The sequence below is a fragment of the Magnetococcales bacterium genome (assembly GCA_015228815.1).
Lineage (GTDB): Bacteria > Pseudomonadota > Magnetococcia > Magnetococcales > UBA8363 > UBA8363.
On record JADGCV010000002.1, the window covers coordinates 52,597 to 73,089 of the forward strand.

Below are 20,493 nucleotides of genomic sequence, written 5' to 3' on the forward strand. Positions count from 1 at the left end.
GGAAATGTAACGGCCCAGGTCCCCTCCGGGTTCAATTATTGAAAGAAAAAAGGGGTCTGGGGGCAATCCCCCAGCCCCCTTTTTTCTTTCAATAATTCCGATCACTCTTCCTGGCGTTTTCTCCGGTCCACGATTTCGGGGGCATCGATGGGAAAGTGCCGCACCCGTTCCAGGATATAGCCCAGGCAATCCTGTCGGATGATGCGCTGGTCCAACGTCAGCATGGCGGGGACGAACGGGCGTGTCGTGATGAGTCTCGACCCCTCCATGCGGAAAAAACGATGTGCCACGTCGGCGCCGCTCCGATCGACCACCTCCAGAATGGGGCCAGGTCCCAAGGGGTCCAGGGCAAAGACCGTGCCCTCCGGTAACCGTTGAAAATTCTGCCGCGGCGGATCAAGCAGGAAACATAAATCCTGTTGATGATTCGGGTCAAACCCGAAGGGGCGTTCTCCGGGAACCTTGAGCATGGCGACAATCTGGAACAGGTCAAGGTTTTCCAGGGGACCGGGGTCGGCGGGGATGGATTCCAGACGAAGCAGTCGATCGAGGAAACGGACGCTCCGTTCCACCCCCTGGGGATTGTCGGGAAGGCCGCATTCGATGGTGACGGCGGGGCAATGGTCGGCGAAGGCGGAGGTCAGGGAGGACTGGGGCTGAAGAAAAAAAACAAGTTTGTCACTGAACATGCGTCCCAGGGCAAGATTACAGGGGGCCAGACGGGCAACCATGGCATATTCGGGATTGGCGGCGGAGTTGTTGTGAATGTCGATGGCGGCGAACACCTCCCGGCGAACCATGTCACTCAGAACCTCCCCGGCCATGATGAATTCCGCGCCCCCCTCGCCACACCAGATGCGGTTGAAGTCCGGTTGGCCCTCCAGATGCCGCCGCCTGTCCCTGGCCGCCGCGACATTGCCGATCAAAATGGAAAGGGCGCGTGGCAGAGGGCGCCCGGAATGGCGTGAAAGAAGATTCTGGATGGCGACGAACCCCGTCGTTTCGTTACCGTGCAACAGAACCGAAACGAACAAGGGGCGCGGGTTGATTCCAGGGAGGTGACAGAGTGTCGGTCCCGGCAGAAACTTGTGGAGGTCGTGGGCAGGGGTGGAGAGAAGGGGTGCGGGAAAATGATCGCGAATGGTGAGCATCAGAGGGTCCATCCATGTACCGGCGTCATGGCGCGCTGACGTTCGAGATAGGCCAGGGTAAGGGCCCCCATGTCCTTGCCGTGCCGTTCCACGAAGGCGCGTTGCCATGCCGCCCCATTCTGTCCCGTGCGCAAGCGGCCCTCGATGATTCCCAGAAATTCATCACGATCGGCGGCGTCGAGACCGGCGCGATCCAATCCCCTTCGGGCCAGGGGCAGGAGGTCCCGATAGAGCAACTCCCGCAGTGAAACGCGATTTCCCTGAAGCCAGAGGATGGAGGCCTCCAGCCCATGCCGTGCCGCAAGATAGAAGCCTGTCTGGGCTTCGAAGAAGGGAATGACCCGCTCCGGCGGCGTTTCAAGCTCCGACAGGGCATGGACCAGACCGTAGAACAAGGCGGCGTTGGCCATGCAATCCATGACGGTGGGGCCGGCGGAGGTGACCCGGTGTTCCAGACGCAGATGGGGACGTCCCTGGGAATCGAATCCGACCAGAGGTCGATTCCAACGCCAGATGGTGCTGTTGTGCATGCGGACATGATGCATGTGCTCCGGGCGATCGTTGGCGGTGATCGGGAGCAGCGGCGGAAAGGATTGCTGGTTTTCCAGGAACAATTCCAGCAACGAATCGCGGACATAGTTGTGGCCGAAATCGACCCGGGGCAGGGGGCCGCTCAGGGCACGGTCGCGGCCCAGGGGAACCGATTGCTCGAAGACCGGAATACGGGTCTCGTCCCAGAGCGACTTGCCAAACAGAAAGGGGGCGTTGGCGGCGATGGCCACCATGGGGGCCGAGGCGATCAGGGCGGCATTGTACATGCGCACCGCCTCTTCCTGGTTGACCTGCAAATGAATCTGAAACGATGTGGTCGCCGCCTCGACCAGGATGTCGTGATGTTCCAGCCGCAGATGTTCCCGTCCGGAAATGTTGATCTCGAACGGGGTGTCGCCATGCATCCGGATCACCTGTTCGTTCAGGGCCATGTAACGGCTGATCGGGGTCATGTTGCGAAAGGTGAGGTCCTCGAAGGAGACGGTGGGGAGGATGCCGATCATCATGAGTCCCATCTCCATCTCCATGGCGATCCGATCACAGGTGGTCCAGGTCGTTGCCAGGGAATCGTGCATCCGGCGCAGGGCATCGCCCCTGAGGGGGCGTTCCTCGGTATTGAACTCCACATTGAACAGCGACAGCTCCGGAACCAGGGGATAGTCGCCCAGCCGTTCCAGAAACGCCTGATTGCGCGGCGCCGGATTCCCGCCCGCATCCACGAGCCACGCTTCCAGTTCGAATCCGCCCCAACCCTGATCGTGCAGAAACCGACGCTCGGCAAACCAGGTCGCCAACAGATCCGTTTCCCGAGACAGTCGCGAACCGAAGAGAAAAAAGTCGAAGGGATTGAAACGGCTCGCCTTTGTTTCACTGTTCATTGCTTCTCCTTTCCCATGCCGACCAGAAGAAGTATGCGTGACAACAGGGGCTTTTTGGTATCGGAAATGGCCTCCATCAGATCCCATAATCCCTGGGATTGAATCAAGGTAAACAGCAGAATGATGGCCGAGGAGATGAAGGTCAGGAAAAACAATCCCCAGCGGATCCAAAGGGGCGCGGTGGTTTCGTCGATGGTGTTCATGCCCAGAAATCCGGTGGTCAGGGTGCCGATGAGGCTGAAGGCGGTGACCACGGTCAGTTGGGTGACTGTTTTCGACTGGCGCCGCTGCATGTCGCTGTCGAGGTATTGACTCATGTCGCGCAGTTCTTCCTTGGTCTCTTCGTAAAGGCTGTCGTTGCCAAGGTTTTTGCCGCAGAGGCGAAACAGGGATTGAATGTCGGTCCGTTCCGAGATTTCATGAAACCAGTAACGATGCGTAAAGCGGAGAAAGGCTTCGAAGCAATTGTGGATTCGATGGCGAAACGTGCGGAACGACTGACTCTGGCGGACATCGAGGTCATGGATGGCATCGACGAGTTGGTCCGAGAAGATCAGCAGCGAGGCCCGATGAAGATGGGCGATGAGAAACAGGATGAAATATTGATGGCGGAATTGCGCCAGCATGCCCCGGTTGCCGTTGATGAAATAACTTGCCTGGGCGTCGCCGACCAACAGCATGGTCCGGCCATGACAGAGAAACCGGCAGTTGGGCCCTTCCTCGGTATTGCTCCAATAGCGGTCGAAGCAATAATTCGCCTCGAAATGGATGACATCGGGATCATTGCGCGGTATGGGTTCATCGGGATGCAACGAATCGGCCATCCCCAGTCGCAACCATTGATCGCGGGTCAGCGAACGGGGATCGTCGAGGGCGACAAAGGCCATTTTCGGCATGTGATGGTTTTCGATCTGATGAAACCGCAACATGCCTACCTCCCCGGAGACGGCAAAAACAAGGGGCAGAAGCAGAAACGACCAATGGGCCGCTGTCGCGGGGACCCGGTGCTGTTTGGTGAAGGTGAGAAACTTGGACCGGTCGCCGAAATCGGAGGTCATCAACGATTCACCCGCAGGCCCCAGCCATTCGGCGACGGGGACGTTGTGAATTCCCAGTCCGTCCTCGTTCCATCCCGTGGGGTAGGCGCGACCGAAGCGGTAGAGCAATTCCTGGATCGTCGCCAGGGGCAGGTCGTTGCCACTGACCTCGACCTTCAGAAAGACAAGATCGATGTCGTCGAAAAAAAATAGATCGATGCTGTCCACCGAAAGCTGGATCGGAGGATGTCCCACCCGCGGGACCACCCGCAGGGTTGTGACATCCCGGCGGCGAAAAATCTTGACCGCGGCATCGCCGGGATGGTCCTCCTCGCCGTGGATCCATGGCCCGCGGTTTTCACCATAGAGAAAACGACGGACGTAAGGGAGAAACACCGAGAATTCCTTGTAGTAGATCTCCTGGAAGCCACCGGATTCATTGCCAATTTCATCGGCCATCCGCATCCACGGCGATCCCCTGCGGATGTCGTCGAAGAACTGCCAGTGACTTCGGGACTCATCCTCGGGCAATGGAATCAATTGGAGGGGCCAGAGGAGAATCTGGCGGAATTGCCGAACTCTGTTCGCGGCCTCGCTGGGAATGATCATGATGGAATTCCAGGTGCTGGAGTCTGCCGTGGCGATCGGAACGACCCTGCTTTTTCGCAGTGTTCACGCTTGCATTAACAGGAGATTGGCCATCGCTGTCAATGGGGGACATCGCCGATTCGCAAGAATTGTTGATGCCTGTCAACAACCAGGGTGACCACGGCTTGATGGAATGGAGAAAGGTACGTAATATTTGAATGTTACAGGCATTCCCGTGTCGCATTGACGGGGAAGGGCGATTGCGGGGTCCGGGAGGTCGGATGTGTGATCGCAGGTCGTCGAAAAGAAGGGATCCAACGTTTGGACATATCGATTCTGTTGTCGGTTCTGGCGGTGGGCGTGCTCCTTGGCGTTCTGGGAACCCTCCGGTTTGCACGGCGCCACGAACATTCTGTTCCGTTCAGGGGGTATTGCCCAACGGTCGATCACGAAATCCGCCGGCGGGCGGCCATGCTGGAACTGGTTTTGGACACCATTCCGGTGCGGGTGTTCTGGAAGGATCCCCAGGGGCGTTATCTTGGATGCAACCGGCTGTTTGCCCTGGATTCGGGACATCAATCCTCGCGAGAGGTCGTCGGCAAGACCGATCGGGAGATGCCTTGGAGTCGGGATGCGGAGGAATACCAGCTGGAGGACCGCAAGGTTCTCGATTCCGGGACGTCACTGATGAACATGGAACGGGTGCGCCGCACCTCCAGTGGCGAGCGACAATGGCATCGGACCAGCAAGGTATTGCTTCCGGGGCCGGGTGGCGAAACACTGGGGGTCCTGGGGATCTACGAAGACATTACCCGGCGCAAGGAGATCGAAGGGTGCCTGCGGGAACAGGAAGCACGCATGCGCATGGTGCTCGACAGCGCCGGCGACGGCATCATCACCATCAACTGTCACGGCATCATCGAATCGTTCAACCGGGCCGCCACGCGCCTGTTCGGGTACTCTTCCCGGGAAGTGATCGGGTTGAACGTCCAGTGTCTCATGCCGGAACCGTTTCGCGAGCGACACGACGAACATATCGAACGCTATATTCGCACCGGTGTCGCCCACATCATCGACCATGGTCGGGAGTTGCGTGGCCGGCGCAAGGATGGGACGGAATTTCCTCTGTTTCTGACCGTCAGTCGGATCGAGATCGGTGGCGAGTTTCTTTTTACCGGCATCATTCGCGACCTGACGAGGGAAAAGGAAAAAGAAGCCGAACTGTTGAAGCTGTCGAGTGTCGTCGAGAACAATCCCAACGCCATCATGATCACCGATCTTGCCGGAACCATCGAGTACGTCAACCCGCAGTTTGTCGAACTGACCGGTTACGGGGTCGGCGATGTGGTGGGCAGGAATCCGAAGATTCTCGGGTCGGAGTCGGATCCCGAGAAATACCGGCACCTGTGGCAGACCTTGAAGTCGGGCAAGATATGGCGGGGCGAATTTTTCAATCGCAGAAAGGACGGAAGTCATTATTGGGCGGGGACGACCATTTCCCCCATCGTCGATCGGGAGGGAAAGGTCATCCGTTATGTCGGGGTTTCGCGGGACATCACCCGGCAGAAGGAAGATGAAACAAGGATTCGGGAAGCGGAAAGCCTCAAGGAAAAGAGCGACATGTTGCTGATGATGTCGCTCGAATCGATCCGCGATGGTTTTGCCATTTTCGACAAGGATGGCCGGCTGGAAATCTGGAACAACGCTTTTCACGAGCTGCATGACAAGGTTGCCGAACTGATCGTCGCCGGGACGACCTATGAAGACATCCTCAGGGTGGCGGTGGAACGGGGGCAGATCACCAAATCTGCCGAATACCGCGATCCTCTGCTTGAAGACCGGGCCCGGCGCGCGGATCGGATGGTACAAACCTTCGAGGAGGAGTTCAGCGGTAATCGCTGGATCCGGATTTCGGAAAGCCAGATGTCGGATGGCAGCAGTGTTGTGGTCTACTCCGACATCACTTCGCTCAAGATTGCCACCGCCGAGGCGAAAGCGGCGGCACGGGCCAAGAGTGAATTCCTGGCCAACATGAGCCATGAAATAAGAACGCCGATGAATGCGGTCATCGGATTGTCTCATCTGTGTCTGCAAACGCAACTGACCCCGCGCCAGCAGGATTACATCCAAAAGGTTCACAATTCGGCAACCTCGCTCCTGCGCATCATCAACGACATTCTTGATTTTTCAAAAATCGAGGCGGGCCGGTTGGACATGGAGGCGATCGAGTTTACTCTGGACGCGGTGTTGGACAACATGGAAGCGGTGATGTCCTTGAAGGCCGAGGAGAAAAATCTGAGATTTCTTCTTCTGGCCGCCGCCGACATCCCTCCGGGCCTGGTGGGTGATCCATTACGTCTGGGGCAGGTATTGATCAATCTGGTCAACAACGCCATCAAGTTTACCGAGGTGGGGCAGGTCTCGGTTCACGTCGAGGTCATCGACCGTGGAGAACATTCGGTTCGCCTCCGTTTTTCGGTCCGGGATACCGGCGTGGGGATGAGCCGGCAGGAACGGGAACGATTGTTTCGTCCTTTTTCCCAGGCTGATTCATCGACGACCCGTCGTTATGGTGGCACAGGGCTTGGATTGGCGATCAGCCGCCGTCTCATCGAATTGATGGGGGGACGGATCTGGGCCGAAAGTGAATCGGGCCGGGGTTCGGAATTTATTTTTGAGGTTTTGTTGGGGATTTCATCCAAACGGGTGGAGAGAAACCCCGTCAACGCCCTGGGGCCGGTTGTTCGGGTCGAAGCCGGTGCGTCGGGATCCATGCCGGGCTGTGGTTGCGATGTCGGAGCGACACTTTCGGGGGCCAGGATTCTGTTGGTGGAAGACAACGAAATCAACCGGCAGGTCGCCAGGGAATTGCTGGAACAGGCGCAGGTGACGGTCCTGACGGCGGAAAACGGTCTGGCGGCCCTGGAAATCCTTGAGCGGGAGGTGGTGGACGGGGTGTTGATGGATGTGCAGATGCCGGTGATGGATGGCATTACGGCGACACGGAAAATCCGAGCCGATCCCAGGTTCAAGGAACTGCCCATTCTGGCCATGACCGCCAATGCGATGGCCGATGATCGCGAAGAATGCCTGGCGGTCGGCATGAAGGAACACATCGCCAAACCGGTGGATCCATGCGAAATGCTCGCCAAGATCGCTCGATGGATCCGACCGGTGCATCCGGGAGGGGCTCGGCCTGAAAACGGTTTGCCTGAACACAAGGGACTGAATGAGGGGATGTCCCTGCCCGAGATTCCGGGCATGGATACCTTGGGGGGATTGCGTCGGATGGGCGGCAATGTCGCGGGTTATCTTGGGCTTTTGTCCAAATTTTGCGACAACCAGCGTTCGGCCTGTTCCGCCATCGAATCGGCCTTGGCCATGGCCGATCAGGAAACGGCCCTCAGGCTTGCCCATACCCTGAAAGGGGTATCGGCCACCATCGGCGCGGTCGAATTGACCCTGGCCGCCGGAAGGCTGGAAAAAGCCCTGAGAAATGGCGACGAACCGGCGGTCTACCGACCACACCTCGACCTGACCTCCCAAAGGTTGGAAAAGTCGCTCGGGGATATTCAACGTGTCCTGTCCCGGACGAAGGAGGACACGGTTGCCGTGCCGGTCCAGGCGGAGACCCCGGAACTCATCGCCAGGAGAAACGACCTGCTGCGATTGGCTTCCCGGCAATTGGCCTCCTATGATGCCGAAGTGGATCATACCCTGGCCAGCCTGCGTGATGGCCTGGTCAACGAAGCGCTGGGTTCATGGATGGATCGATTGGAACGGCAGGTGTCCCGGTATGATTTCGAAGGGGCCGAGACGACGTTGAATGAATGTCTGGAACGATTGGGAATCGATCGGAATATTGTTTGATCATTGATTGAACCCGGAGGGTGCCTGGAACGGATGGAATTGATCCCCCGAATCGTGCGGTTGAAGAACATACCAATGCCTAGCCACGCCAGTGATTATGTCGGAAACACAGGCAGAAAAGTTAGGGTTTGTTTCTCTGCAAGAACACCGACGTAATTTTCTGCGTGCGTTAGCGTGATGTCTTGTCCGAGCGCCGGATGCGGGAGATCCGCACGTCCGGTTCGATGAGGGGGAACTGGAAATGCGATCATGGGAGGTGGCCTTAGGTCCATGGCGAAAGCCGCATGGAAAACATGCTACCGTCCCCCTCTACAGTTGGCACGCCAATTCTCCAATCTACCGGATTTCTCATTCAATGGATAGAGTCAGGTTTAGGTATGTTCAGATCCTTGCAGATTTTCACGGCAAGGTTGTCGTTAATTTCATTATGCCTGGGAACTGTTGAGCTTTTCTTCTTCGCGCGATGAACGAACAGTGTGTGCCGATTTCCCTCACGCAACAACGCGCACCCAAATTTTTCAAGGTGGCGTACCAAATCACGTCGTTTCATGCAATGGCTACGGCCAGAGGTTCCCGAATCCATCCATCACCCTGTAACAACTCCTCAGCCATCGCCCGGTTGGCTTCAAGAACCATCTCCATTGCCTCCTCCAAATTGGCTCGCGTCTCCTCCAATGTTGCCCCCTGGGTGTTGGCTCCCGGAAGTTCCTCGATAAAACCGATATATCCCTCCGGGACTTTCTTGAAAACAGCGTTCCACTGGATGTTCATGAGAATTGCCCCTTCTGTATGATCCGTAAATACTTGCGTCCGGAACTTGATGACGAGACGTTGTGCCACGGTGAAACAACGCTTCCACAGTCAGATTGTCCAGGATTTCACCTTTCCAGTCCACTGAAATTTGTCAGGTTTGGCTCCCATTGCGTCCAAAATCTAGCCGGATGAATCAATCAGGAGCAACAACACGAGCGATTCTGACCATGAGTCATCTTAACTTTTTCAAGCCGGAAAGGAAATGGATATTCTGTCCCCTGATTTCCGTTCAGACCCTTCCCCGTGTTAAAAACTATTGAAAGAAAAAAGGGGTCTGGGGGATTGCCCCCAGGGTTTTGTTTTTGATAGGAGTTACGCAGTTGAAATGGCCAACTTGTTGATTTTATTGCAAACATTAAATTAACGAAAGTTAAAGTAACTTGTTGATTTTATTAGAATCACGATTTCAACTGCGTAACTCCTATGCACGAACGGTCGAATCGTGTTCAACAGGACGTGTCGGACCGGGGCATCAGTTTTTTCTCCAGGGCGCGATGCCGGTCGAGACCGATCACCTTTTCGAAACCGGCAAAATCCATCCGGTGGGCCAGCCCTTCGGTCGTCCCGAAATGTTTCAGGTGGGCGAAACAGTTCTGCAACGCCTCGGTGGCCGCGAACAACCCGGACAAGGCGAAGACAACCACCTTGTATCCCATCGTTTCGAGTTCCCTGGCCGAAAGGTTGGGCGTTTTTCCACCTTCGATGATGTTGGCGAAAAGGTGATGGCCGGGGAAATGGCGTGCGATGCATTCCAACTCGTCTCTGGAGCGCGGCGCCTCGACGAACAACAGGTCGGCCCCGGCGGCCAGATACCGTTCGCCCCGTTTCAGGGCATCCTCCAGGCCATGAATGGCCCGGGCGTCGGTACGGGCGACGATCACCAAGTCGCTGTCGCCGGCGGCATGGCGGGCGGCGGCAATTTTTTCGACATGTTCCGCCGGGTCGATGACCTGTTTTCCTTCCATGTGACCGCAGCGTTTCGGCCATGCCTGGTCTTCGAGAATAATTCCGGCAACGCCAGCCGCAACCGCTTCCATGACCGTTCGCGCCACGTTCAGCGGATTGCCGTATCCGGTATCCATGTCGGCGATGACCGGTAAACGGGTTGCCCTGGCGATGGCCCGGGCGGCGTCGATCATTTCGGTGGCGGTCAGATATCCCAGGTCCGGCAGCCCCAGGCGCGAGGCGGAAATGCCAAAACCTCCCGAAAAAATCAGGTCGAATCCCGCCTGTTCGGCGACGAGGGCGCCAAGACAATCATGAACCGCCGGGGCGATCCGGATTCCGGGTCGGGCCAACAGGGTTCGCAGCCGTTTTGCCGCAGGTTCCTGGTTCCTGGTGGTCACATCATTGCTCCTGTCCGAAGGATGGGGCGATTGCATTGGCGCATGGCCTGTCCACATTGAGTCTTTCATATTTGCCTGCGGCAATCAACCGGTCGATCTCCCTCCCGGGGAAAGGCTTCTGGTTCATCCACTGCGCTTTTGAGTGTTTATTGTTTTTTTATGATCAACATTGAGGTATATTCCATTTCGTCAAGTGGATTGGTTCATGTAAAGAAAAAAATTGGAGGGGTCATCATGGAAAGTAATCATTTGAGTGCCGTTGTCTTTCAGGGGGGAGGGGCCTTTGGGGCGTATGAGTATGGCGCCTTCACGGCATTGTGGGAGAAGGGGATTCGTCCATCGGTGGTGACGGGGGTTTCCATCGGCGCCGTCAATGCCGCCGTCATTGCCGGGTGCCGCAACGACGATCCGGTCGCGGCGCTGGACGAATTGTGGCAGCGGCTGAGCGCCTTGCCCATGCCGGGAATTCCCGACGCCCTGCATCATCTTCTGTCCTTGCCTTACAATCCCGGAATGTATTACACCAATCCCGGATTGTTCTTTGCTCCATGGTCGCAAACCTTTTTCTCGAATCCAAGCCCTCTGGCCAAGACCCTCGACGATTTGATCGACTGGGATAAATTGAATCATGGTCCGATCCGGTTGGCGGTGACCTCCCTGAATATCGAATCGGGCCGGCTTGAAGTGTTCGCCAATTTCGCAGGCATTGGACAGGATTCGTCTCCTCCGGGGGGACGTCGTCCGATCGATGCCCGGCATATCCTTGCCAGCGGTGCGCTTCCTCCCGGATTTCCCATGGTGGAAATCGACGGTGGACACTACTGGGACGGTGGGCTTTTCGACAATACCCCGCTCAAGCCCGCCTTCAAGGGATTGAACGGGATCAAGGATGCTCCAGGGCAAACCTGTCGTCGGACCGTTTATGTCCTGTCGCTCTTTCCCCAGAAGGGCGTGGTCCCCAAGAACATGATCGAAGTGGACAGTCGAAAAACGAACATCAACTTTGAGTGCAAGATTGATTACGATCTGAAACTTTTCCAGAAAATGAATCGTTTCCGGGAATTTGCCATGAAGGTCGATGAATTGCTTCCCCCGGACAGTCCTTTGCGTGAGGATGAGGGATTCAAGGATTTGCGTGCCTATCAACCGTTTACGCCGCCGGTTGTCATCGAATTGACGGAATCGTATTCCATCGGGGAACAGGCGTTGATTCCGGGAACCGATTTTACCCGGAAAACGATCGGGCATCGTCGCGATGTGGGATACCGCATCGCCCTGGAAACCTTGGAAAAAGAACAGCGCCATCAGGGATGATGACATGAAAGCGCACCGGGATCGGGTCGCCTGCGTCTTTCGGGGTTGGTGGCCTGGTCCCAAGGTTTCTTGTGAGCGCTTCCTTGGCCTTTCATGGAACCATATTGGTGGGCGCCTTAAAAATTCTTCACCTTCGAAAATTTTTCTGGATGATCCATCGTTTCCGTTCGAGAATGTCTTTTTTGAAACAACGGTTCAAGCAGTATTCCCGGATTTGTTTTCCAATTTGAATTCATCACCTTGAACAAATGGCCGCCGCCTGAGACGCCATGGGGGCGGGATCTGGCACGGTTCTCGCGGTGAACGGATTGGCGGAGGATTCGGGAGGGCTCATCCCCCGCCTTGGGACGATCAACCATTCGAGGAATCCAAATTCATGTCGAAAAACCTGCTGCCCCATGTGGTGACCTCCTTCGATCAGGAACTCGACCGGCTGGATGAACTGGTGGTGCGTCAGTTCGGCCTGGTATACACCCTGATCCACGAAGCCATGCATGCCGTGGCCCATTTCAACCTGGAAATGGCCAGCGAGGTGGCCCTCAAGGATGTCGAGATCGATCGCCTCGGGGACACCATCAAGGAGAAGGTGATTCGTGTTCTGGCATTGCGTTCGCCCCTGGCGGACGATCTGCGCTGGGTCATCACCATCCAGCAGGTCTCCTCGGAACTGGAACAGATTGGCGATCTGAGCAAAAACATTGCCAATCGGGTCGGTGAACTGGTGCGGCAACCTTTTCCCCAGGCGGGTGGAAGTCTCAAGGTCCTGGGGTCGATGGTGTTCGAACAATTGGGGGGCATGCATCTGGCATGGATCGAGGAAAACGCGGAACTGGCCACGAAAATATGGCAGGGAGATGATGCGGTGGACTCCCTCTATGGCAGCATGGTGCGCGAACTCCTGACCTACATGATCGAATCGCACAGCAACATCACCTCGTGCATCCATCTTCTTTTCATTGCCAACAATCTGGAACGGATTGGCGATCATGTGGCCAGCATCGCCGAGGAACTGCTGTTCCGTGTCCAGGGAAAGAAACCCTCCTGGAACATGCGTTCCAGAAACGATGCCACCTTGACGGTGGGAAAATCGGTCCTGCCTGCCGCGCCATTCGCCGGGGTCCGGCTCGAAGCGGAGGAAATGATCCATCTTGGCAACTGATCAGGGACCGTGTCGGCAGCAGTTTTCGTTCGATGCCACGAAAACGCTTTCAGGGGTCGCCATCTATCTGGGCGAGCGCCTGATGCATCGCGAACTGGAACGGGAACCGGGCGAACTGGGACCGGGATGTCATGCCCTGCCGGTGTGTCGGAACGGGCTTGCGGTGTTGTTCCGTTTTGGGGTGGTCGTCCTTTTCGGGGTCGATCCCGAGGAAGAGCGGGCGTTTCTGGAGCGGATCGAACCTTTGGTGCTCAAGCGGTTTGCCGAGGCGAGACGGGAGTTGGTGCAAATCAGCATCGGCAATGGCAATCGTTTTTCTTCCCAGGGCGATGTGCATTTGGCGCAGGCGGACGTTCCGAGCCTGGCGGTGGTCGCCGATGTCCTGGCCAAGAGTTTGGTGCTTGAACACCATGAAAACGAAGTGGCTTTGGTATTCGATCAGGTCGAGCCGTTGGCCGAAGGATTGCGGCAGGGGTGGTGGCGTCGTGCCCGCGGGCGCGAACTTCTGGGCCAGATCGGCGATACCCTGCTTGTCGAACAACGGACCGTCGGACGGGTCGAAGTGACCGAACGGCCCGCTTTTCTTTGGGATTTTCCCCAATTGGAACGGCTGCATCATGAACTGGCCGAGGAATATGAAATCGCCGACCGCAGTCGCGCCCTGGAACGAAAACTCAGTGTCATCGCCCGAACGACGGAAATGGTCCTGGGGCTTCTTCATACCCATCGCAGTCTTCGCGTTGAATGGTATGTCGTGATTCTCATTCTTGTTGAAATCGGTCTGACCCTCTATGAACTCTTCGGGCGGCACTGAAGTGGAAAAAGCGCCGCAATCGCAAAACGATAAAACCCCGGGGCGTCCGGCGTTGCGCTCAAGGAGAACATTGGCGCATCATCCGGTCGAAGATTTCCCTGGCATCGGTATAACGGTATCCCTGGACCGCCTCGGAGAATTCCGCCAGATGCGGCAGGTGACAGTCGGCAAACTCCCGTTCGACTTCTTCCAGAAGATTGCGGACACGGGTATCCCCAAGCCTGAGAAATTCCTCGATATCGTGGGCCATGCGGCGCAGATGTTCGATTTTTTCGGTCGGAATGTCGGCAAAGGAGATCTTTCTTTCGGTTTGAACCGCCTTGTCCTCGTCGGCACGCTGAAAAAACTGACCGAGCCCCGAGATCAGAAAGGTCAGATGGTCCTCCAGTTTTGAAAATAAAGGATGGATCTCATCCAATGAACCGGTGCGCAGCTGGTGTTCGATGCGCGAGGCGACATCATACAGATCATGGGCGCCGATGGTTCCGGCGATCCCTCTCAAGGTGTGGATTTCCCTCCGGAAGGTTTCATGGTCCTTCTGGATCAAAAGCCGTTCGAGGAGATGGGCCGTCCGCTGATGCTTCTTGTGGAAGTTTTTCAGGAGTTTATGAAACAGTTTCCGGTTTCCTCCCACCCGGGCCAAACCGTTGGCGAAGACGATGCCGGGGAGATGGATCGGCGCATCCTGGTGATCGGCATCGAAAAGCAGCGGCAGATGGTCGGCGACGCGGACAGGGGTTGAAGGTTTGATCCACTGGGCCATGACCGAAAAAAGACGGATGAAATCGATCGGTTTGGCGACATGATCATTCATTCCCGCCTGGAGACAGAGGATTCGATCCTCCTCCAGGGCATTGGCAGTGAGGGCGATGATGGGCAGATCGGTCAGGCCCATGATGTTGCGAATGTGCCGGGTCGCTTCGTAGCCATCCATTCCAGGCATCTGGATGTCCATCAGGACGCCGTCGAAACGATGGCTTGCCAACACCTGGATCGCATCGAGTCCGTTTTCCGCCACATCAACGTGAACGTTGAGTCGTCCCAGCAACTCGCGACAGACATGCACGTTCATGTCGTTGTCTTCCACCAACAGGATTTTCGCCCCGCCAAGCCGTTGCGCCATTCGCATCCGTGCCGCCTTGGAGACCCAGGACATGGGGGAGCGTTGTATGCTCTTCCCCGTCGATTCCAGGATGGCATCGTGCAGAAACGATCGGAAGACCGGTTTTGCCAAAACGATGCCCGGCGGTTGGCCGGCTCCGGGATGATCATGGTGCAGAACATGGGAGGACACAAGACTGATGATGGGAATTTCCCGCGCCTGGGCCTTGCGGAGGATTTCCTCCGGCGGGCTGGAAAGGGAAGAGGCAATCTCGGGCCATTCCATGATGATGAGATCGATCGGATCAAGATGACGCCGTTTCTTCATGATCTTGACCCCCTTGTCATAATCATGGGCGTGAACGACGCGGTGCGCGAATTCCCCGATCATCTCCGTCAGCAGGTCGCGCTGGGTTCCTTCACGATGCACCAGAAGGATGTTGAAGGAGGGAATTTTTTGTTTGGCATGTTCTTCCACGACCGTCTGGGTGGCGGCGACTTCCAGGGTCAGGGTGAAGAAAAAGGATGACCCTTTCTCCGGAACGCTTTCGACCCAGATGCGCCCCCCCATGTTTTCCACGATGCTCTTGCAGATCGCCAGTCCCAGTCCCGTGCCGCCGTTTTGTCGGTGTCTGTCCGAGGACACCTGGGTGAAGGGGACGAACAGTTTCTCCTGTTGATCCTCCGTCAGGCCCACCCCCTGATCCTGGATGCAGAAACGCAGTTGGATTTTTTGTTCCTTTTGCGCGATTGTCTCGATGCGGACGATGATTTCGCCCCGGTCGGAGTGGCGGATGGCGTTGGTGATCAGATTGATGAGCACCTGCTCCACACGTGCCGCATCGCCGAAAAAACGGGACGGAACATCCTGTCTTTTGTCGAAAATCAGTTCCAGTCCCTTCCGTTCGAGTTCCAGGCCGACGATGCCCGCGGCATTTTGCAGAATGTCGGTCAGGCGGAAGGGTTGGGATTCCAATTGCATTTTACCCGCCTCGATCTTGGAAAAATCGAGGATCTGGTTGATGGTCGCCAGAAGCCTTTTTCCCGAAATGTGAATCGATTCGAGCCAATGCTGCTGCTTGCGCGACAGGGGGGAGGCCTCAAGGAGTCCGGCCATCCCCAGAACGCTGTTGAGGGGGGTACGCAATTCATGGCTCATCATGGCGAGAAACTGGGATTTGGCCTCGTTGGCCGCTTCCGCCTCCATCCGGGATTCGCGAATTTGCGGCGCCAGCACTCTTTCGGTGATGTCGTTGAAAATGAAGATCACCTCACCGCGATCATCGAGGCGGAAGGCATTCCAGGCAAGCCAGAATTCCCGTTTTCCATCGCGGTAATGAAACGGTTTTGATTTTTGTTTCTGACCGGTCTCATCGACCTTGCGCAGGCTCTCGGTCAGTTCCGAACGACACAGGCCAGGAAAGATGTCGCACAGATGTTTGTCGCGTATTTTTTTCCGTCTCCGGCCAAGGATGGCTGCGCCGGCATCGTTGATGTCCAGAAGGACAAAGGGCCGGTCGTTTGTTTCCTCCCGCCGCAGAATCATGGCCCCGGAAACCATTTGTTCGAAGAGTTGGCGGTAGCGGGTTTCCGTGGCAGGCGCCGTCCGATCTGCCAATTCGGGCACGGGGTTCAAGGTTGATGGTTGTTGTGTGTTCATGGGTCGAACCTGGAAGCGTAGATGGCGAAGGGACTTTCCAGGGTCTGTCGGGTTTCCGCTCCTGGCGGCGGCAGGGGCAGGCGAACCGTGAGTGTCGTCCCGACCGCGGCGGAGGTGCTCATGGTGACGTCGCCATTCATGGTCCGGGCCATGAGCCGCGCCGAATAGGTGCCAAGACCGACCCCGCCAACCTTTCCGGAGGTGACATATTTCTCAAAGAAATGGCTCTGGATTTCCCGGGAGACTTCCCCTTCGTTGTGAATATGGGCAATTCTGAAATTTTTTTCGCTTTCCAGTGTGATGGTCACGACCGAACCATTCGGCGCGGCGTGGAGGGCATTGCGCACCAGGTTGGAAAACAGGCAATAACACAACAACACTTCGCCAAAGACCGAGGCGTGAATCTCGGGGGGAGCGGAATCGCCCGAAAGAATGCGCAGATCCAGCGATTTGCCGCGGATGAAGCTGGCATGCTCCCGTTGGATCACCTCGAAAACGGGGAGCAGTGGGACAAGCTCGGGAATCAGTTCGTAGGTGCCCGTTTCGATGCGATGAAGGTCCTGGGTATGATTGACCATTTCAAGAACCCTGAGCGCGGCGTGTTCGATCACGTTCAACCCTTCCTCCAGGGTGGGGTTCAGTTCGTGTTTCCGCCGGATCAAGGCCGGAAACTGGGTCAGAATCATGAGCGGCCCCTTCATGTCATGGCGGTTGATCTCGAATACCAGTTCCTTGATCCTGGCTGCGTATTCCAGTTGCCGGTTCTTGTTTTCCAGAGCCGCCATGACCGAGGCCAGGGCCAGATGGGTCTTCACCCGCGCCTTGACGATGGCGGGACTGAACGGTTTCCGGATGTAATCGACGGCGCCGCAGGCCAGACCATGGAGTTCATCTTCCGGGTTGTCCTGCACCGTGATGAAAATAACGGGAATGTTGCGTGTCGATTCGTTTTCTTTCAGTAGGTTGCATACTTCATAGCCATCCATTCCCGGCATGACGACATCGAGCAGGACCAGATCGGGCCTTGGCGCGGCGCACCCCTTTTTCACCCCTTGGGGGCCATCCAGGGCGACGCGCAGGGTATGGTTGGGACTCAACATTTCCACAAGAACATCGATGTCGGCGGGGCTGTCGTCGATGATCAGCACGATTGGTTTGGAACGATCCATCATTTGGGGCATCCGGTCCGTTGGATCGATGTTTTTTTTCGATTCGGTTGTTTCAGGGACGCATCAATGCAGCAGGGTTTCCCGAAGAATCGCCGCTTCTATGGTGTTCCCTTCGCTCCAGAGAATGGCCCGGGCGAGGGTATTGCGCAGTTCGTGAAGATTTCCCGGCCACGAATGATTGAACAGCATTTTCCGGGCCTCGCGTGAAATGGCCACCGGCGGCGTGGATCGGGTATGAACCGAATGAAATTCCCGGCGTACCGCCTCGGTGGCGATGTCGATCAGGGCATTGAGGTCGGCGCGGCGTTCCCGCAGTGGCGGAACATTGAGAACGAAGGAACTCAATCGATGCATCAGTTCGCCGATCAATGATCCCTGGTCCATCTTCGTGGCAAAATTGTTTTTCGTCGTGGTCGAAAGGATGCGGAAGGGATCGCGGTCGGAGGGATCGTGGGTTTTGAGCGATTCCACCTTCCTGTTGAACAGGCGCAGGATTTCGGACTGGAACGATTGAGGAAGTTCATCGACATTATCCAGGAGCAAGGTTCCCCTTTGGACTCCGGGGGGCAGCGCTTCGGGAGGAAACAGACGTTTCCAGGCCATTGAATGGCCTCCATGGTCGGCGCGATCGTCGCCGGTCGTTCCGGGGAGGGTGCCACAGACGATACGGATCAAGGGTTGGCGGCAGCGATGCGAACTCAGATGGATCAATCGGGCCACGGTATCCTTTCCCGTTCCCGGTTCTCCCTGGATCAAGACCGGGCAGTCCATGGCCGCCAGAAGGCGTGCGCGACGAACCAGGTTCTTCATGGGTTGGCTGTAATGAACGAACGGTCCGTCTCCTTCGACCGTTCCCGGGGGGAGTTGATGATCGTCCACCCGGATCATGGGGGGGATCTCGCGGCGGTTGGCCGGGAGATTGAAACCGCCAGGGGGATCCTCCTTGTCGATGATTCCCGAAATTTTCTTTGTTGCGTTCATGCTTCGACCCTCACGGTTCCACCAGTGACGCCAACCAGGGATGGATTCGATGGACTGGATAAAGTGGATGATGATCTGTTCAATGTTTTATACGGGTCTCCCATCGAACGACGGGCTATGTATTATTGTTGTTCTTTTCCCATGGATATTTCCGTGACCAATTGGAAAAAGTCGTTGGATTGGGCAGGCCGAGAAGCCGTGTCGCCAGGGCCTTGTTTCCGCCGCTTTCTCTCAATGCCTTGTTGAAATAATGGTCGGCGACCCGGGAAAGCATGTCGGCGAGACTGAAATCACCACCAAATTCCTTGGCAAGTATATCTCCCCGGTGGTCCTGTACCGAAGAGAAGATTGCATCCTCGATGTCCTTGAGTTTGACGGTATGATTTTCACTCCAGAGCATGGCCCGAAGGAGGGTATTGCGCAGTTCACGAATATTTCCGGGCCAGTCGTATTGCATCAGGAACATCCTGGCCTTGTCGGAAAGTTTTTTCTTGTTGCCGAGGACCGGATGTTGTTCAAGATCGCGATTGATCGCTTTCACGAAGGAATGAATCAATGATTCGAGGTCTTCGAGGCGACTGCGCAACGGCGGAATCTTGAAGACCGCAACCGCGACGCGGTGAAACAGATCGTTGCGAAAGCGTCCCTGGGCGACATCCTGTAGCAGATTGCGGTTGGTCGCGGCAATGATGCGGAAATCGACCCGTTGCATCCTGGAGGAACCGACGGCGACGACTTCTCGCTCCTGAATGACCCGGAGGAGTTTGACCTGGGCCGACAGGGAGAGTTCGCCGATCTCGTCAAGAAACAAGGTTCCCGTATCCGCCTCGGCCACATAACCTTTTCGCGTCGTGACCGCCCCGGTGAAGGCCCCTTTCTCATGGCCGAACAGTTCCGCCTCGACCAGGTTTTCCGGGATGGCCCCGCAATTGACACAGACAAATGGCGCCTGGCTGCGATTGGAGGCCCGATGGATCAATCGGGCCAGAACATCCTTTCCCGTCCCCGACTCTCCCTGCAATAAAATGGGCCAGTCCAACGTCGCCACATGCCGTGCCCGGCGAAGAAGGATTTTCATCGATTCGCTGCGAAACACCATCGCGTGTTCATCGATGTCGCTGTCGGCTTCTCCATCCTTCACCCTTTCATCGTCTGCATCTTTTTTTATTTCCACGGGATCATTCGTGATTTCTTCATCGGTTTTTCCATTTGGAAGAGGTGCGTCTTTTTCTTTTTCCTCACTCATTCTTTTTTTCCATTTCGACATGGTGATTGGCGCGGAAAACCGGTCCACAAAGCCTTTGGAACCTCCTGGGAGGCGATCATATCCATTGAAGATGAGTTGAAGAGCAGGTGGAGAATGTGCATTTCCCCATCACGGTCAAAGAAAAATCCATGCCACTTCACTTTTCATCGTGTGAAGGTTTCGGCATTTCTTCTCCGTACCGTTTTCCTATGGGAAAGGGGCGTTTTTTTTATATGATAAATCAATGCATTGTAATGATGGGAAAGGGGCGTGCCCCTGGATTGGATCCTGCCTGACGGGTCGGCGAATGCGGTTTTCCGGTCTGTGTTTCAGGGGTGAGAAGTGAAGAATTCATCCGCATCATGAAGAAGTTTTTCGATGATCGTCCTTGATCGATTCGGATATTTTCGGATCCAGGTTCAAAGGGGCAGTTTGCGGATTGTGTCCGGAAGGGTGCCAAAAAAAGGGGGAAACTCGCAATCGAACACAAAGGCTTCTTCGCCTTTTTCGGCCAGCAACACCCCCATGGCGGGATGGCCCCAGTTGGCGATTGGCATCAGGTCGATAAAGATGAAATGGCCCGCGAAGGGGACGATAAACTCTTGCCTTCCCAGGGTGATGCGTTCTCCAGGCTCCTTGGGTTGCGTGTCCAGGTAAACCACGGCCTCGCCGTGACGTTCCGTTGGTATCAGGGATTTGATGCGAGCGATTATTTGCGAATCTTCCAGGTTCATCGATGCCTCCAGGCAGGAACGAATCGAATTGTCGCACAAAAGTTGGCATATCGGCAAGAACGAACCTGCCCTGGAGCCAT

General features: G+C 56.2%; 16 protein-coding genes. 5 read left to right on the forward strand and 11 right to left on the reverse strand.

The genetic code is table 11. From position 1 onward, the window contains the following. Nucleotides 1-101 precede the first annotated feature (101 nt). Genes HQL76_01345 through HQL76_01355 form a run of 3 tightly spaced genes read right to left on the reverse strand, consistent with a single transcriptional unit; the run spans nt 102 to nt 4,227 of the window. Nucleotides 102-1,151: a peptidase M14 gene (locus HQL76_01345; GenBank protein MBF0107808.1), complete on the reverse strand. Its 1,050-nt coding sequence runs from the start codon at nt 1,149-1,151 to the stop codon at nt 102-104. After that, nucleotides 1,151-2,581, reverse strand: coding sequence for a glutamate--cysteine ligase (locus HQL76_01350; GenBank protein ID MBF0107809.1), 1,431 nt, complete (start codon nt 2,579-2,581; stop codon nt 1,151-1,153). The genes HQL76_01345 and HQL76_01350 overlap by 1 nt, the downstream gene beginning before the upstream one ends. Then, nucleotides 2,578-4,227 carry a hypothetical protein gene (locus HQL76_01355; protein MBF0107810.1) on the reverse strand — a complete coding sequence of 550 codons (1,650 nt, stop codon included), beginning with the start codon at nt 4,225-4,227 and terminating at the stop codon, nt 2,578-2,580. The genes HQL76_01350 and HQL76_01355 overlap by 4 nt, the downstream gene beginning before the upstream one ends. 300 nt (nt 4,228-4,527) lie before the next feature. Between HQL76_01355 and HQL76_01360 the strand changes: the two genes are divergently transcribed. Then, nucleotides 4,528-8,076 carry a PAS domain S-box protein gene (locus HQL76_01360; GenBank protein ID MBF0107811.1) on the forward strand — a complete coding sequence of 1,183 codons (3,549 nt, stop codon included), beginning with the start codon at nt 4,528-4,530 and terminating at the stop codon, nt 8,074-8,076. A 352-nt stretch (nt 8,077-8,428) separates the two neighbouring features. On the opposite strand, the gene HQL76_01365 is transcribed toward HQL76_01360, so the two are convergent. The 3 genes from HQL76_01365 to HQL76_01375 form a co-directional block, all read right to left on the reverse strand. After that, a complete protein-coding gene (locus HQL76_01365) occupies nt 8,429-8,626 on the reverse strand; it encodes a type II toxin-antitoxin system HicA family toxin (protein MBF0107812.1) in 198 nt (65 codons plus the stop codon). Further along, nucleotides 8,623-8,847 (reverse strand): type II toxin-antitoxin system HicB family antitoxin, encoded by a 225-nt coding sequence (locus tag HQL76_01370; GenBank protein ID MBF0107813.1) that lies wholly within the window; start codon nt 8,845-8,847, stop codon nt 8,623-8,625. Before HQL76_01370 ends, HQL76_01365 begins: the two co-directional genes overlap by 4 nt. A gap of 488 nt (nt 8,848-9,335) precedes the next feature. Beyond that, nucleotides 9,336-10,271: an oxaloacetate decarboxylase gene (locus tag HQL76_01375; GenBank protein MBF0107814.1), complete on the reverse strand. Its 936-nt coding sequence runs from the start codon at nt 10,269-10,271 to the stop codon at nt 9,336-9,338. A gap of 198 nt (nt 10,272-10,469) precedes the next feature. Here HQL76_01375 and HQL76_01380 point away from each other — a divergent pair, with 198 nt between their 5' ends. The 4 genes from HQL76_01380 (at nt 10,470) to HQL76_01395 (ending at nt 13,522) form a co-directional block, all read left to right on the forward strand. Then, on the forward strand, nt 10,470-11,549 hold the full coding sequence (locus tag HQL76_01380) for a patatin-like phospholipase family protein (protein ID MBF0107815.1): 1,080 nt from the start codon (nt 10,470-10,472) through the stop codon (nt 11,547-11,549). Nucleotides 11,550-11,553: 4 nt separating this feature from the next. Beyond that, entirely contained in the window at nt 11,554-11,793 is a 240-nt protein-coding gene (locus HQL76_01385) for a hypothetical protein (GenBank protein MBF0107816.1), read from the forward strand. Nucleotides 11,794-11,925: 132 nt separating this feature from the next. Further along, nucleotides 11,926-12,708: a phosphate signaling complex protein PhoU gene (gene phoU, locus HQL76_01390; GenBank protein MBF0107817.1), complete on the forward strand. Its 783-nt coding sequence runs from the start codon at nt 11,926-11,928 to the stop codon at nt 12,706-12,708. Then, nucleotides 12,698-13,522, forward strand: a complete 825-nt coding sequence (locus HQL76_01395) for an RMD1 family protein (protein MBF0107818.1) — start codon at nt 12,698-12,700, stop codon at nt 13,520-13,522. The genes phoU and HQL76_01395 overlap by 11 nt, the downstream gene beginning before the upstream one ends. A 58-nt stretch (nt 13,523-13,580) precedes the next feature. On the opposite strand, the gene HQL76_01400 is transcribed toward HQL76_01395, so the two are convergent. The 5 genes from HQL76_01400 to HQL76_01420 all read right to left on the reverse strand — a co-directional run bounded on the left by HQL76_01400 (nt 13,581) and on the right by HQL76_01420 (nt 20,413). Continuing rightward, on the reverse strand, nt 13,581-16,283 hold the full coding sequence (locus HQL76_01400; GenBank protein MBF0107819.1) for a response regulator: 2,703 nt from the start codon (nt 16,281-16,283) through the stop codon (nt 13,581-13,583). Continuing rightward, on the reverse strand, nt 16,280-17,455 hold the full coding sequence (locus tag HQL76_01405; protein ID MBF0107820.1) for a hybrid sensor histidine kinase/response regulator: 1,176 nt from the start codon (nt 17,453-17,455) through the stop codon (nt 16,280-16,282). The genes HQL76_01400 and HQL76_01405 overlap by 4 nt, the downstream gene beginning before the upstream one ends. Before the next feature lie 60 nt (nt 17,456-17,515). Further along, nucleotides 17,516-18,433 (reverse strand): sigma-54-dependent Fis family transcriptional regulator, encoded by a 918-nt coding sequence (locus tag HQL76_01410; protein MBF0107821.1) that lies wholly within the window; start codon nt 18,431-18,433, stop codon nt 17,516-17,518. Nucleotides 18,434-18,548: 115 nt separating this feature from the next. Further along, on the reverse strand, nt 18,549-19,679 hold the full coding sequence (locus HQL76_01415) for a sigma-54-dependent Fis family transcriptional regulator (protein ID MBF0107822.1): 1,131 nt from the start codon (nt 19,677-19,679) through the stop codon (nt 18,549-18,551). A 419-nt stretch (nt 19,680-20,098) separates the two neighbouring features. Then, nucleotides 20,099-20,413, reverse strand: coding sequence for a hypothetical protein (locus HQL76_01420; GenBank protein ID MBF0107823.1), 315 nt, complete (start codon nt 20,411-20,413; stop codon nt 20,099-20,101). Nucleotides 20,414-20,493 lie beyond the last annotated feature (80 nt).

Excerpts from the sequence above, each read along its gene's own strand:
- HQL76_01350 (MBF0107809.1), bottom strand. The coding sequence starts at position 2,581 with ATGAACAGTGAAACAAAGGCGAGCCGTTTCAATCCCTTCGACTTTTTT.
- HQL76_01400 (MBF0107819.1), bottom strand. The coding sequence starts at position 16,283 with ATGAACACACAACAACCATCAACCTTGAACCCCGTGCCCGAATTGGCA.
- HQL76_01405 (MBF0107820.1), bottom strand. The coding sequence starts at position 17,455 with ATGATGGATCGTTCCAAACCAATCGTGCTGATCATCGACGACAGCCCC.
- HQL76_01355 (MBF0107810.1), bottom strand. The coding sequence starts at position 4,227 with ATGATCATTCCCAGCGAGGCCGCGAACAGAGTTCGGCAATTCCGCCAG.
- HQL76_01420 (MBF0107823.1), bottom strand. The coding sequence starts at position 20,413 with ATGAACCTGGAAGATTCGCAAATAATCGCTCGCATCAAATCCCTGATA.
- HQL76_01365 (MBF0107812.1), bottom strand. The coding sequence starts at position 8,626 with ATGAAACGACGTGATTTGGTACGCCACCTTGAAAAATTTGGGTGCGCG.
- HQL76_01385 (MBF0107816.1), top strand. The coding sequence starts at position 11,554 with ATGAAAGCGCACCGGGATCGGGTCGCCTGCGTCTTTCGGGGTTGGTGG.
- HQL76_01375 (MBF0107814.1), bottom strand. The coding sequence starts at position 10,271 with ATGCAATCGCCCCATCCTTCGGACAGGAGCAATGATGTGACCACCAGG.
- HQL76_01410 (MBF0107821.1), bottom strand. The coding sequence starts at position 18,433 with ATGAACGCAACAAAGAAAATTTCGGGAATCATCGACAAGGAGGATCCC.
- HQL76_01370 (MBF0107813.1), bottom strand. The coding sequence starts at position 8,847 with ATGAACATCCAGTGGAACGCTGTTTTCAAGAAAGTCCCGGAGGGATAT.
- HQL76_01415 (MBF0107822.1), bottom strand. The coding sequence starts at position 19,679 with ATGAGTGAGGAAAAAGAAAAAGACGCACCTCTTCCAAATGGAAAAACC.
- HQL76_01380 (MBF0107815.1), top strand. The coding sequence starts at position 10,470 with ATGGAAAGTAATCATTTGAGTGCCGTTGTCTTTCAGGGGGGAGGGGCC.
- HQL76_01345 (MBF0107808.1), bottom strand. The coding sequence starts at position 1,151 with ATGCTCACCATTCGCGATCATTTTCCCGCACCCCTTCTCTCCACCCCT.
- phoU (MBF0107817.1), top strand. The coding sequence starts at position 11,926 with ATGTCGAAAAACCTGCTGCCCCATGTGGTGACCTCCTTCGATCAGGAA.